14 protein-coding genes and 1 pseudogene are annotated in these 12,624 nt (G+C 72.3%); 8 read left to right on the top strand and 7 right to left on the bottom strand.

All coding sequences use genetic code 11. From position 1 onward, the window contains the following. Positions 1-149: 149 nt before the first annotated feature. From ABNF97_RS10415 to ABNF97_RS10390, 6 genes and pseudogenes are all read left to right on the top strand, one after another. Positions 150-482, top strand: a complete 333-nt coding sequence (locus tag ABNF97_RS10415) for a YciI family protein (protein WP_130461880.1) — start codon at positions 150-152, stop codon at positions 480-482. A 97-nt stretch (positions 483-579) separates the two neighbouring features. After that, positions 580-924 (top strand): annotated as a pseudogene (locus ABNF97_RS10410) (transposase); the annotation flags it as partial. Between the two features lie 217 nt (positions 925-1,141). Then, positions 1,142-2,170, top strand: a complete 1,029-nt coding sequence (locus tag ABNF97_RS10405) for an ABC transporter permease (RefSeq protein WP_165436659.1) — start codon at positions 1,142-1,144, stop codon at positions 2,168-2,170. 66 nt (positions 2,171-2,236) lie between these two features. Continuing rightward, entirely contained in the window at positions 2,237-2,392 is a 156-nt protein-coding gene (locus ABNF97_RS10400; protein ID WP_165436658.1) for a hypothetical protein, read from the top strand. Positions 2,393-2,522: 130 nt separating this feature from the next. Further along, positions 2,523-3,179 (top strand): response regulator transcription factor, encoded by a 657-nt coding sequence (locus tag ABNF97_RS10395; RefSeq protein WP_349338392.1) that lies wholly within the window; start codon positions 2,523-2,525, stop codon positions 3,177-3,179. Positions 3,180-3,192: 13 nt separating this feature from the next. After that, positions 3,193-4,569 (top strand): sensor histidine kinase, encoded by a 1,377-nt coding sequence (locus ABNF97_RS10390; protein WP_349338391.1) that lies wholly within the window; start codon positions 3,193-3,195, stop codon positions 4,567-4,569. Positions 4,570-4,594: 25 nt separating this feature from the next. Here the strand turns inward: ABNF97_RS10390 and ABNF97_RS10385 are convergent, their stop codons facing one another. Further along, positions 4,595-5,575: a TAXI family TRAP transporter solute-binding subunit gene (locus ABNF97_RS10385; protein ID WP_349338390.1), complete on the bottom strand. Its 981-nt coding sequence runs from the start codon at positions 5,573-5,575 to the stop codon at positions 4,595-4,597. Positions 5,576-5,705: 130 nt separating this feature from the next. On the opposite strand from ABNF97_RS10385, the gene ABNF97_RS10380 reads away from it, so the two are divergent. Then, the gene (locus tag ABNF97_RS10380) at positions 5,706-6,353 is read left to right on the top strand and encodes a hypothetical protein (RefSeq protein ID WP_486484569.1); all 648 of its coding nucleotides are present in this window, start codon (positions 5,706-5,708) and stop codon (positions 6,351-6,353) included. A gap of 64 nt (positions 6,354-6,417) precedes the next feature. On the opposite strand, the gene ABNF97_RS10375 is transcribed toward ABNF97_RS10380, so the two are convergent. Next, a complete protein-coding gene (locus tag ABNF97_RS10375) occupies positions 6,418-6,726 on the bottom strand; it encodes an MGMT family protein (RefSeq protein ID WP_130461876.1) in 309 nt (102 codons plus the stop codon). Between the two features lie 71 nt (positions 6,727-6,797). Here ABNF97_RS10375 and proB point away from each other — a divergent pair, with 71 nt between their 5' ends. Beyond that, on the top strand, positions 6,798-7,988 hold the full coding sequence (gene proB / locus ABNF97_RS10370; RefSeq protein WP_349338388.1) for a glutamate 5-kinase: 1,191 nt from the start codon (positions 6,798-6,800) through the stop codon (positions 7,986-7,988). A gap of 80 nt (positions 7,989-8,068) precedes the next feature. On the opposite strand, the gene ABNF97_RS10365 is transcribed toward proB, so the two are convergent. From ABNF97_RS10365 to ABNF97_RS10345, 5 genes are all read right to left on the bottom strand, one after another. Further along, the gene (locus ABNF97_RS10365) at positions 8,069-8,311 is read right to left on the bottom strand and encodes a helix-turn-helix domain-containing protein (RefSeq protein WP_130461874.1); all 243 of its coding nucleotides are present in this window, start codon (positions 8,309-8,311) and stop codon (positions 8,069-8,071) included. Beyond that, positions 8,311-9,162, bottom strand: coding sequence for an ABC transporter permease (locus tag ABNF97_RS10360; protein WP_130461873.1), 852 nt, complete (start codon positions 9,160-9,162; stop codon positions 8,311-8,313). Before ABNF97_RS10360 ends, ABNF97_RS10365 begins: the two co-directional genes overlap by 1 nt. After that, positions 9,159-10,130 (bottom strand): ABC transporter ATP-binding protein, encoded by a 972-nt coding sequence (locus ABNF97_RS10355; RefSeq protein WP_130461872.1) that lies wholly within the window; start codon positions 10,128-10,130, stop codon positions 9,159-9,161. Before ABNF97_RS10355 ends, ABNF97_RS10360 begins: the two co-directional genes overlap by 4 nt. Positions 10,131-10,373: 243 nt before the next feature. Continuing rightward, entirely contained in the window at positions 10,374-11,555 is a 1,182-nt protein-coding gene (gene moeZ / locus ABNF97_RS10350; RefSeq protein WP_130461871.1) for an adenylyltransferase/sulfurtransferase MoeZ, read from the bottom strand. A 178-nt stretch (positions 11,556-11,733) separates the two neighbouring features. Then, complete coding sequence (locus ABNF97_RS10345; protein WP_130465811.1) at positions 11,734-12,522, bottom strand: DUF3152 domain-containing protein; 789 nt, start codon at positions 12,520-12,522, stop codon at positions 11,734-11,736. Positions 12,523-12,624 lie beyond the last annotated feature (102 nt).

Below are 12,624 nucleotides of genomic sequence, written 5' to 3'. Positions count from 1 at the left end.
ACCTGGAGCTGCTGGACGAGCGGCGGTTCAGCAACGGTGTGGTCGACCTGCGTTACGGCATCAAGGACAGCGCATAGTGCTGCGCTCGCCATGTCGCCTGCGTCGTCGACAGCGTCGCAGTCGATGCGAACCAAAGGAGGGGTCCGCTTGTGGCCAAGTTCGTGACGATCGGGTACGGCGACCAGGACGGTTACGCCCGCACTGATGCCGCAGTACGCGAGAAGGCGCACGCGCATGATGCGCGCCTGCGCGAGGCGGGAGTCGACATGGGTATTGCCGGCGAGCCCGCACAGGTGCGGAACCACGACGACGCTGGCATCACCGTGTCGAACGGCTCCTTCATGTCGTCTGCACTCCCGGTGGCGGGGTTCGCGATCATCGAAGCCGCGACGATGGAGGAAGCCATCCAGCTGGTGTCGAAAACACCATGCGCGGTTGCCCAGGGCGTCGTCGAGGTCTGGCCCTTGCAGGAGTCGCCATAGCCCGCGAGGACGACCATCGCCACGGCCGATCGAGAGGAACGGGCGCTTTGGAATCCCACTGCGCCGCGCGCTTTCGACTCAGGTGTTGCGCGGCGCGGAGGCCCGCCACCGCGCCCACGCCCGCGCGGAAGACCGCATCCGCACCGGTAAAGACACCGGCTTCGGCCGCTTCCCGTCACGAGTGTTCGCCATCAACACCGCCTGGCTGGAACTCGCCCTCACCGGCATCGACCTGCTCGCCCGGACGCAACACTGACTGCTCGACGGCGAACTCGCCCGAGCCGAACCCAAGAAGCTGCGCTACCGACTGCTGCACGTGCCAGCCCGGCTGACCCGCTCAGCCCGCCGCACCCGGCTCCGCATCGCCGAGCGCTGGCCCTGGGCCGATCACCTGGTCACCGCGTACGCCCGCCTCACCGCGCTACCAAGACCGCTCTGCTGAACAACACGTCCCAGCCCCGGCGAACCGTTGGAGGAACCCGACCACCGCGTCGGGTCGTCACCATGTCCATCGCTGATCGACCCGCCAGAAGAGATCAACAACGGGGCGGCACGGCCTTGATCAACAGTTAGCGAAAGACCGAGGTTAGGTATCCGGGCTCGTGCATCCGCGGTGACCTGGGGGTTAGTGTCAGCCTCCGCACAAGGGAGGAATCGCTGTGGTTTTCACGCCTGCACAACCGTCGGCACCCGCCGGACCGGTCACGTCCCGTTCCGGTGGCTTTCTTCGGCCGCACCTGTTCTGGGAGGCGGCGCTGCTGGCGCTGACCGTCGTCGCCGCGGTGGTGTGGTACACCCAAGACGGGTCGCGGGTGTCGCCGCTGGTGTTCAACATCGCCTCCGCCGGCCTGCTGGCGACCGCTTTCGCGCTGTCGCTGCGCACCGCCACGCCCAACCTCGCGGTCGTCGCCGTCGCGGCCCTTGCCGGCCTGACGTACGCGGAGGTGCTCGACGCCGGCGCCCCGGTCCTCGTCGCGGCGGTCGCCGCGATCGCCGCCGCGGCGTTCATCGGTCTCGGGATGGGCCTGGTCGCCGGGCTGCTGCAGGCGCCCGGGTGGGCGGTGTCGCTGGGCGGGCTGGCGCTGACGCAGGGCATCCTGCTCGCCGCCACCGGGAGCGGCGGTCCGCAGCGGCTCGCGAGGGAAGGTTGGATCCGGTCCGACGGTGCCGCGGCCGGGTGGCTGGTGCTGTTTCTCCTGCTGTCGATCGGCGGCGCGGTGGTGTGGTCGATCCCGGCGGTGCGGCGGGCGCTGAGCGGCAACCGTGTCGTCGCCGGGGAGCCGCCGTCGCCGTTCGGCGCACGGCTGCTGGGCGCGGTCATCGGCCTGGGCGGTTCCAGCCTGATCGCGGGCGCGGCCGGAGTCCTGCTCGCCGGCCGGATCGGCGCCACAACCCTATCGGCCGACATCGGCCAGCTGGCGTTCGTGGCCGGCGCCGTCCTGCTCGGCGGCGTGAGCGTGGCCGGCGGGCGGGGCGGCTTCGCGGGCACCGTGCTGGGGGTCGTCCTGCTGAGCCTGGTGCAGATGACCATCCTCGTCGCGGATGCCCCCCGGTGGCTGTCGACGGTCGTCTTCGCGCTGGCGGTCCTCGCCGGCCTGGGCGTCAGCCGGGCGCTGGAGGCCCTGCAACCGGCGCCGCCCGCGAGCGTGCCGGGCGCCGGGCCGGCGGAGCCGTCGCGCAAGTACTGACCGCTGTCAGTCGGTGGCCGCTGTCCCGGGGCCGGTCCGGAGTGCTACACCGCCCAGGCGCCTCCGGTGGTCGTCGGGCGTGGGGTGTTGGTCGGTGCGAACACCCACAGGCTGGCGAAGAAGTGCCGCGAGACGTACACGCCGTGCGTCGGCACGGTGTACCTGGGTCTGTTGACCGGGGTGCTGGCCTCGGACAGCAACCACCTTGGAGCCCTCGTGTGACGATCACGTAGCGGCGTGAAGCCGGTCCTTGAGCCAATCTTGAGTGTTCCGGCGTTCCGCCGCGCTGTGTTCGGCCGCGTCGATGCGGGATGATCGCTGCGGCTGGTACGACAGACGAGGAGCGGCCGGCATGCGCATCCTGTTGGTCGAGGACGACACCCGGGTGGCCGGTGCGATGGCCGCCGCCCTGTCCCGGCGCGGGTACGACGTCGAGCGGGCCGGCACCGCCGCCGCCGCGCTCGCCGCCGCCCCCTGTGACCTGGTGCTGCTCGACCTCACCCTGCCGGACGGCGACGGGGTGGAGGTGTGCCGGGCGCTGCGGCAACGCAGCGCGCAGCTCGGCATCATCGCGGTCACCGCCCGGGGCGAGGAGCGCGACCGGGTGATCGGGCTGCGGATGGGTGCCGACGACTACGTGGTGAAGCCGTTCTCGATGGCCGAGCTGGAGGCCCGGATCGTCGCGGTGCTGCGCCGGGCCAGGGCCGGCGGCCCGCGACCCGAGGTCGTCGAGGTCGGCCCGATCTGGATCGACGTCGCGGGCCGGCTGGTCACGGTGGGCGGCACCGGGGTCACCCTGACCCGCAAGGAGTTCGACGTCCTGGTCTCGCTCGCCCGCCAGCCGGGCGTGGTGGTGCCGCACGAGCGGATCGTCCTCGACGTCTGGCCGACCACCGGCGCCGCCCGGCACACCGTGGAGGTACACGTCGGCTCGCTGCGCGGCAAGCTCGGCGACCCCGACCTGGTGCAGACCGTGCGTGGTGTCGGCTACCGGCTCCGGGCCGAGTGACCGGAGCCCGTACGTGCGCCGCCGCCTGGTCTTCAGTTACTCGCTGCTCATGATCCTGGTCCTGCTCGCCCTGGAGACCCCGCTGGCGATCACCCTCGCCAACCGGGAGACCGAACGGATCAGGGCGGACCGGCTCGCCGACGCCAACCGGTTCGCCTCGCTCTCCGGTCCCGCGCTGCGTACCGGCGCGGTCAGCGCGATCACCGACGAGTTGCAGCGCTACCAGGAGCTGTACGGGATCACCGCCGCGGTGGTCGACCGGGAACGGCGGAAGGTGGTCGCCTCCGCCAGCCCACGGATGGGCTCCGAGCTGACCGATCGGGCGATCTTCGGCGCCCTCGCCGGCCGGCAGATGACCGTCCCGGATGTGCTCTGGCCCTGGCAGGTCGGTCCGCTGGTGGTGGCCGTACCGGTCAACGACGGTGGCGAGGTGATCGGTGCCGTCATCACCGTCTCCGCCACCGAACGGGTACGCCGGACCGTCACCGTCTGGTGGGCGGCCCTGGCCGCCGTCGGGCTGCTCGCCGTCTCCGCCGGGGTGATGACGGCGTTCCGGCTGGCCGGCTGGGTGCTGCGACCGGTGACCGTACTCGACGTGGTGACCCACGACATCGCGGCCGGTGACGGCCTGGCCCGGGTACCCACCCAGCAGGGTCCGCCCGAACTGCGCCGACTCGCCACCAGCTTCAACGAGATGGCCGACGCCGTCGCCGACGCCCTGGAACGGCAGCGGGCCTTCGTCGCGCACGCCAGCCACCAGCTTCGCAACCCGCTGACCGCGCTGCGGCTGCGGGTCGAGGAACTCGGGCCGAGCCTGACCGACGAGTACGGCCGAGACGAGCACCGGCTGGCGCTGGAGGAGACCGACCGGCTCGCCCAGGTACTCGACGGGCTGCTCACCCTGGCCCGTGCCGAGCGGGCCGAGCACACCATGGTGGTGGTCGACGCGGCGGCGGTGGTCCGGTCCCGGGTCGCCGCCTGGCAGCCGCTGGCCAACCACCGGGGCATCACCCTCACCCTCGTCCCGGTCACCGGCCCGGTGCCCGCCCGGGCCGTGCGTACCGCCGTGGACCAGGTGCTGGACGCGCTGATCGACAACGCCGTCAAGTTCGGCCATTCCGGCGGCCGGGTCGAGGTCTCGGTGCACCGCGCCGACGACGGGGTGGTGGTCCGGGTCACCGACGACGGGCCGGGGATGACCGGTGCCCAACTGGAGTCCTCTACCGAACGGTTCTGGCGGGCGCCGGACACCCAGAACATCGACGGGGCGGGGCTCGGCCTGACCATCGTGGCCGTACTCGTCGACGCCTCCGGCGGTCGCCTCACCATGCGACCCGCCGAGCCGACCGGGCTCACCGCCGACGTCTGGTTCCGATCCGGCGAGGGGTGACCCGGCCCGGCGCAGCGGGGGTCGGTCAGGGCTTGTGCGTCTGGTAGTAGCGGGCGGCACCCGGATGCAGCGCCAACGGGGTGGTGGTGATCGCCGACTGGGGGTTCAGGCGGGCGGCGGCCGGGTGGGCGCTGCTGAGTTCGTCCCGGCGCTGCATCAGCAGCCGGGTCACGTCGTAGACGAGCTGCTCCGGCATGCTGGTGGCCACCACCAGATAGTTGGGTACCGCCACAGTGGTCACCGGCGCCGACCCGTACGCCGAGGCGGGGATGTCCCGCTGCACGTACACCTCGCGGTAGACCTGGCGCAGCGGCTCGACCCACTGTCCAAGGTCGACGAAACGGGCCCGGGTCTGCGCGGCGAAGTCGGCCACCGCCTTGACCGGCAGGCCGCCGGAGAAGAAGAACGCGTCGATCTTGCCGGCCCGCAGCGCCGCGACCGAGTCGTCGATGCCGAACCGGAGCGTCTCGGCCAGCTTGTCGTCGACCTCGGCGACCCGGAGCAGGCGTTCGGCGGTGATCGCGGTGCCGGAGCCCGGCGCGCCGATCGCCACCCGCTTGCCGCGCAGGTCCGTCAACTGCCGGATCGGCTCCTGGCTCAGCGTGACCAGGTGCAGCAGGTCGTCGTAGACCCGGGCGACGGCGCTCAGCCCGGCGCTCCGGCCCGGCTCGGCGGCCAGGATGTCGGCCTGGGTGAAACCCAGTTCGGCCTGGCCGGTGGAGACCAGCGAGACGTTCTCCGCCGACGCGGCGGTCACCACCACGCTCGCCGTCACGTCCGGCAACTCCCGGTTGAGGATGGTCGCCAGTGACTGACCGACGGCGTAGTAGACCGCGGTGGCGCTGCCGGTCGCGATGCGCAGTCTGGTCGGCTCGGCCGCCGGCGAGGTGCAGGCGACGGTGGCCGGCATCGCCACCGTGACCACGGCGAGCGTCGCGGCGAGCGCGCCGAGCCGCCGACCGGGCCGTCCCCGGCCGGCACGTCGCGGCCACCGTGCCCCGCCCACCCCACCACCCCGGCGATGATCGACACTCAGCGCAAATTTTGCTCAAGCCTTCGACCGATGTCTACCGCCCCGGCGCGCCAACGGCCACCGTTGGAAGCAGTTGTCGTCGCGAGGACGGGGGGCGGTAGAGATGGTCTGGAGCACCGCAGCGTACGCCTCGACGCGGCCGCCCCGACGGCCGTCCGGCGGAATCAGCGTGCTGGACCGAGCGTCGCTGGCGGACGCCTTCGAGGCGGCGTGCCTGATCCGGTGCATCCGGGTGGACGGGCTGCGGCAGCCGGCCGGCATGGTGGCCGAGTTCAGCTCGGAGGCGGCCGCCACCCGGCTGGCCGAACTGCTGAGCCGGCTCGGCATGCCGGCCCGGCCGGAGCGGATCACCGCCGGGGTCCGCCGCCGCTACGAACTGCACCGGCTGCACCTCACCGAGCCCGGGCAGCCGGCCGTACTGTCGATGGGCTGGCGGCAGGGTCGGACGGCCCTGCTCGACCCGGCCGCCGTCGGCGCGTCCGCGCCCCGGCACGCCCGCCGACAGGCGCTGGCCGCCGCCGCCTGGCGCGCCGCGCTGCTCGCCGCCGGCCGACACGTCCGGACCACCATTCTCGGGGTACGCATCTGCGACACCGAACTCGCCGCGGTGCTGGTGCGCAGCGCCCAACTGCTCGGCTCCCGGGCCTCGGTGGCGCCCCGCTCGGGTTGCCTGCTGGTGACCGTGCCGGGCGGCCCGGACAAGGACCGCATCCTGCGCCGCAGCGCCCAGCCGGTCTCCCTGGTGGGCTGACCGCAGCACCGCAGCACCGCAGCACCGCAGCACCGGCTCGGCGGCTCGGCGGCTGGGGCGCCGGTCAGTCGGCCGGTTGCCAGTGGGCCGCCGCCATGTCGACCCCGGCGGCGCGCAGCGGGGTACCCTCGGCGGCCAGCCGGGCCCGGGCCTCGGCCTCGTGTCCCGGCGGCAGCCGGCCGGCCGAGTTGACCACCCGGTACCAGGGCACCGCAGCACCGTGCCGCGCCATGATCGATCCGACCAGTCGGGCCGACGCCCGGCCGGACCGCTCGGCCAGGTGGTCGGCGATCGCGCCGTACGACATCACCCGGCCCGGTGGGATGCGCTCGACCAGCGCGAGCACCTCTTCGACGTACTCCTCCGGCGTCATGACCTGCCACGATATGGGAGTGCCGGGCGGGCCGGCGGGGCGGGCGGATCCGGGCACCGCAGAATGGGCGGGTGCGGGAAGCAGTTACCACAGCTCGCCGGATCGTGGTCAAGGTCGGCTCGTCCTCGCTGACCACCGCGGCCGGCGGCCTGGACGTGGCGCGGGTCGACGCGCTGGCCGACGTACTCGCCAACTGGCTGGCCGACGGACCTGCCGGCGCCCCACCGGCCGAGCTCGACGCCCGACCGACCGGGGCGGGCCGCAGGCGGGTCGGCCCGGCGGACCGGCGGGAGCTGGTCCTGGTCTCGTCCGGGGCGATCGCCGCCGGCCTGGCCCCGCTCGGGCTGGCCGCCCGTCCCCGTGACCTGGCCACCCAGCAGGCCGCGGCGAGCGTCGGGCAGGGCCTGCTGATCGGCCGCTACTCCGCCGGTTTCGCCCGGCACGGCCGTCGGGTCGGTCAGGTGCTGCTCACCGTCGACGACGTGACCCGGCGGGCGCACTACCGCAACGCCTACCGGACCCTGCGCAAACTGCTCGATCTGGGCGCGGTGCCGATCGTCAACGAGAACGACACCGTGGCCACCGACGAGATCCGGTTCGGCGACAACGATCGGCTGGCCGCCCTGGTGGCCGCCCTGGTCCACGCCGACCTGCTGGTACTCCTCTCCGACGTGGACGCCCTCTACACCGGCGACCCTGCCCGCCCCGGCACGGTACGCGTCGAGGAGGTCCGCGACGAGCAGGACCTCGCCGACGTGGCGGTCGGCCGGGCCAGCCGGGCCGGGGTCGGCACCGGCGGCATGGTCACCAAGGTGGAGGCGGCCCGGATCGCCACCGGCTTCGGTATCCCGGTGGTGCTGACCGCCGCGCCGCTGGCACCCGCGGCCCTGGCCGGCGAGCCGGTCGGCACGCTCTTCCACCGGGTACGCCAACGCCCGGCGGCCCGGCTCTTCTGGCTGGCCCACGCCACCTCGCCCCGGGGGCGGCTGCACCTCGACCCCGGCGCGGTGCAGGCGGTGGTGGCCCGGCGCAAGTCCCTGCTGCCCGCCGGGATCACGGCGGTCGACGGCACCTTCACCGCCGGAGATCCGGTCGACCTGGTGGACGACGCCGGGGCGGCGGTCGCCCGGGGACTTGTCAACTACGACGCGGTGGAGTTGCCCGGCCTGCTGGGCCGCTCCACCACGGAACTCGCCGCCGCCCTCGGCCCCGGCTACGAGCGCGAGGTCGTGCACCGCGACGACCTGGTGCTGCTGGTCTGAGCGACCCGGTGCCGCCGGTCCGAGCCGGCCGACCGGCGGGTGCCGGGCCGCCGGCTCGGGTCGAAGCCCGTCCGGTGGCCTCAGGCCGAGGCCCGTTCGGCGGCCCCGATCCGGGGGAAGGGCTCGGTGGAGAAGACCACCTCCACCGGGACCTCGAAGTAACGCGCTATCCGAAGTGCCAGGTGCAGGCTCGGGTTGTATTCGCCGCGTTCCAGGTAACCGACCGTCTGGTAGTGCACCCCGAGCGCGTCGGCGAGATCCCGGCGGGAGATCCCGCGCTCGGCCCGGAGCACCGCGATGCGGTTGTAGATCGCCTCGCTCATCAAGCGATCCTCTGCATCGCCTTCTCCTTCCGAGCGGCGACGCTCGAACCGGATTCCCGCCGGGCCATCCGGCGCAACACGATCGGCGCCACCACCAGACCCAGCACGACCCAGCCGGCGAGCATGCCGAACGTCTCCAGGTGCCGCCAGGACCCACCGATCTCGACCGCCGCCAGCTCGGGCGGCAGCAGTGCCGACCGGGTGCCCAGGCCCAGCCAGTAGACCGGGAACGCCTGGCCGATCCACTGCAACCAGCCCGGGAAGTTGGTGATCGGATAGAAGATCCCCGAGGTCGCGACGAGGCCCATCATAGGCAACATGATGACCCCGACGTTGCGGGGGTTGGCGAAGAGCGAGCCGAGGACCGCGCCGAGCGGCAGGCAGGCGACCAGGCCGAGGACGAGTACCCAGAGCAGGGTCAGCCAGGCGCCGGGACCGCGCAGTTGCACGCCGTCCACCAGGAACACTCCGGGGACCAACAGGATGACGGAGCTGATCAGCGCCATCCCGGAGACCTGCACCACCTTGCCGACCAGATAGCCGAGCATGCCGTTAGGGATCGCCTTGGCCCGCAGCAGGGTGCCGTCCTCGCGCTCCACGGTGAGCGTCATCATCATCGTCACCAGCGCGCTGAACGCCAGCCCGCCGCCGAGCAGACTGGGCAGCGTACGGCCGCCGAGCGAGAAGCTCGTGCCGGGCACCGTGGCGTCCCGCATGAAGAACATGACGACCAGGAACACCAGGTTGGGGAAGAAGTAGTTCCACAGGTCCTGCACGCTGACCAGGCTCTGCCGCACCTCGATCCCGCCGCGACGCAGCCCGGCCCGCAGCGCCGTCACCATCGGGTTCATCGGCCCGCCTCCTCGAACTCGCGCAGCGTGGCGAGGCTCCGGCCGGACTCGACCTCGCGGACCATCGCCATGTAGGTGTCCTCCAGGCTCGCCCGGCGGACCTCCAGGTCGGCGACGGCGTCGCCGTACTGCTGGAACAGCTCCCGGACGAACCTGGTGGCGTCGGTGGTGGCGTGCACGAACCGCTGCCCGTCCCGGCTCCACTTGACCTCGGCCTCCGCGGAGATCCGCCGGGACAGCTGGTCAGCCGAGCCGTCGGCGACGATCGAGCCGCCGGCCAGGATCAGGATCCGGTCGGCCAGCTTCTCGGCCTCGTCAAGGTCGTGCGTGGTGAGCAGGATCGTGGTCTGCTCCAGGTCGGTGAGCCGGTGCACCAGTTCGTGGAACTCGCGCCGGGCCTCCGGGTCGAACCCGGCCGTGGGCTCGTCGAGGAAGAGCAGCTCGGGGCGGCCGACGATGCCGATCGCGACGTCCAGCCGCCGCCGCTGCCCGCCGGAGAGCTGGCCGACCCGCTTGCCGGCGTGCGCGTTGAGCCCGACGGCGTCGACCAGCTCGTCGACGTCCCACGGGCGGCGGATCCGGTCGGTCGAGTAGGGCCGGTAGTACGAGCCGAGGTGGGCGAGCAGCTCGCGCACCCGCCATTTGGCGTGGTCGCGCCAGGACTGGAGCACCACGCCCAGCCGGGCCCGCCACCGCTCGTCGCCGTGCGCCGGGTCCACCCCGAGCACGGTGACCTCGCCGGCCGACCGCATCCGGAACCCCTCCAGGATCTCGATGGTGGTCGTCTTACCGGCACCGTTGGGGCCGAGCAGCGCCAGCACCTCGCCGGTCCGGGCGGTGAACGTGACGCCGGTCAGCACGTCCGTGCTGCCGTAGCGCATCCGCAGATCACGGACGTCCAGCACGGGCTGCTCGACCGGCGACCCGACGGGCTCGGAGATTCGGCCCGGAGTCTCGGCCATGGTCATAGATCTACACCTCCTCGTCCAATAACTGTGCGAGAAGATAGTACATCTACTACATGAGGCATCAGGGATGCTGTCGGCAACGCGACGCGGGGCAGTTCCGGAAGGGAACTGCCCCGCGTCGCCGGTGACCGGGCCGGGCCCGGTGCGGATCAGTGAACCTTTCTCAACCTGAACCGCGCGGCGCTCACACACCGCGTCCGACCGTGCGCTCCGACGGACCGCAAGGGGGAGGTTGAAAAAGGTTCAGTAGGCGGGCAACGACGGGTCGATCTGCTTGATCCAGGAGAGCACTCCGCCACGGACGTGCACCGCGTCCCGGAACCCGGCGGCCTTCAGCGCGGCCAGCGCCTCGGCGGACCGTACGCCGGACTTGCAGTGCAGCACGATCTGCCTGTCCTGCGGCAACGTGGCCAGGGCGGCGCCGGAGAGGATGTCACCCTTCGGGATCAGCGTCGCGCCGGGGATGCGGACGATCTCGTACTCCGCCGGTTCCCGGACGTCGACCAGGAAGATGTCCTTGCCGGCGTCCTGCCACTCCTTCAGCTCCCGGACCGTGATGGTGGAGTCGGCCACCGCCTCCTCGGCCTCCGGCGACACCCCACCGCAGAAGTCCTCGTAGTCGGCCAGCAGCTCGGTGACGGTCGGGTTCTCCCCGCAGAGCGCGCAGTTCGGGTCCTTGCGGACCTTGATCTTCCGGTACGACATCTCCAGCGCGTCGTAGACCGTCAGCCGGCCGACCAGCGGCTCGCCGATCCCGGTCAGCAGCTTGATCGCCTCGGTCACCTGGATCGCGCCGACCGACGCGCAGAGCACACCGAGCACACCGCCCTCGGCGCAGGACGGCACCATGCCGGGCGGCGGCGGCTCCGGGTAGAGGCAGCGGTAGCAGGGGCCGTGCTCGGCCCAGAACACCGACGCCTGCCCGTCGAACCGGTAGATCGACCCCCAGACGTACGGCTTGCCGAGCAGTACGGCCGCGTCGTTGACCATGTAGCGGGTGGCGAAGTTGTCCGTACCGTCGACGATCAGGTCGTACTGGCCGAAGATCTCCAGCACGTTGTCCCGGTCCAGGGTGGTGTCGTGGATCTCGACCCGTACCAGCGGGTTGATCTCGCGGATGCTCGACGCGGCGGACTCGGCCTTCGACCGGCCGATGTCCGAGACGCCGTGGATGATCTGCCGTTGCAGGTTCGACTCGTCGACGGTGTCGAAATCGATGATGCCCAGCGTGCCGACCCCGGCCGCGGCCAGGTACAACAGGGCGGGCGAGCCGAGGCCGCCGGCGCCGACGCAGAGCACCCGGGCGTTCTTCAGCCGCTTCTGCCCCTCGACCCCGACGTCCGGGATGATCAGGTGGCGTGAGTAGCGGCGGATCTCGTCAACGGTCAGCTCGGCGGCGGGCTCGACGAGCGGGGGCAATGACACGGTGGACTCCCCGGTTCGGATCCTCGCTCAGCGGGCGGCTGAGCGCATTGACAGTGGCATGTCCGGCCCATTGTTCCTCGCCGGAGCGCGAACCGGCCATGAGCTGAAACACCTGCCCGAAATCCGGGAGCGGGAATAGGACTGCCGGTCGGGGAATCAGCCGAGCGCTCTGCCCCGGTCACAGCGAGGGGCCGACGTACCGCTTCCCCGACAGGTACGGCCACGGGTTGGCCACGCAACCGTCGAGGAAGAGCGTCTGCTGCATCATCACCGGGGCGGCCCGACCGTCGCGGGGACAGCGCTCGTGCCCATGCCCCAACTCGTGCCCGACCTCGTGGTTGACCACGTACGTCCGGTACCGGTCCAGCGGCACCTTCGCCTCCACGTAGTGCGGAACGGACCGCATCCAGCGCTCCAGGTTGATGATCACCCGGCCGCTGCCCCGACACGAGGTGTACGGCTTGCCGCCGACCCGGATGTCGACCCCGGACGCCGCGCACATCCGGCGGGCCGTACCGGCGGTGACCAGGTAGACCGTGAAGTCGTGGCCCGCCTTGTCCGGCACCCGCTGCAACCGCAGCCGCCCGCTGCCGATCCAACTGCGCGGGTCGGCCAGCGAGTCGTCCACCTTCGCGGTGAACTCCGTGAGGTGCTCGTCGATGTTGCGCTCCACCGCCACCCGATAGCGCCGCACCGTCCCGGCCCGGCCCAGCACCTCGCCCCGGCCGGTGGCGTAGATGAAGCTACCCGGCCCGGTCGACGGCACCGGGCCGGCGAGCCGCAGTGCCGGAGTCACCGGCTGACTCGGGGTGGGGGTGGGGGTGAGTGTCGGGGCGACGGTCGCGGCGGCCGGGGTCGCGGCCGCTACGGCCGGCTCGGCGGCGGCCGGCTGCTCGTCCCCGGTCAACCGGTCGGCGGGTGGCACCAGGATCCCGACCACCGCGACCGCGCCGGCCAGGCCCACCATGAGCACCACCAGCCTCCGGCCGGCTCGGAACCGCCGGGCCCGGCGTCGGCCGGGCGAGCCGGAGGACGGCGCTGGGGCACCCGGTGCCGGGGGTTGGTAAGG

Origin of the sequence: Plantactinospora sp. B6F1, assembly GCF_040120695.1 — a bacterium.
GTDB lineage: Bacteria > Actinomycetota > Actinomycetes > Mycobacteriales > Micromonosporaceae > Plantactinospora.
The sequence above is the reverse complement of the archived record's forward strand: the minus strand, read 5'-3'. Positions and strand labels throughout refer to the sequence as shown.

Coding starts and splice junctions, on each gene's coding strand:
- ABNF97_RS10395 (WP_349338392.1), top strand. CDS start 2,523: ATGCGCATCCTGTTGGTCGAGGACGACACCCGGGTGGCCGGTGCGATG.
- ABNF97_RS10380 (WP_486484569.1), top strand. CDS start 5,706: ATGGTCTGGAGCACCGCAGCGTACGCCTCGACGCGGCCGCCCCGACGG.
- ABNF97_RS10375 (WP_130461876.1), bottom strand. CDS start 6,726: ATGACGCCGGAGGAGTACGTCGAAGAGGTGCTCGCGCTGGTCGAGCGC.
- ABNF97_RS10365 (WP_130461874.1), bottom strand. CDS start 8,311: ATGAGCGAGGCGATCTACAACCGCATCGCGGTGCTCCGGGCCGAGCGC.
- ABNF97_RS10360 (WP_130461873.1), bottom strand. CDS start 9,162: ATGAACCCGATGGTGACGGCGCTGCGGGCCGGGCTGCGTCGCGGCGGG.
- ABNF97_RS10355 (WP_130461872.1), bottom strand. CDS start 10,130: ATGACCATGGCCGAGACTCCGGGCCGAATCTCCGAGCCCGTCGGGTCG.
- ABNF97_RS10345 (WP_130465811.1), bottom strand. CDS start 12,522: ATGGTGGGCCTGGCCGGCGCGGTCGCGGTGGTCGGGATCCTGGTGCCA.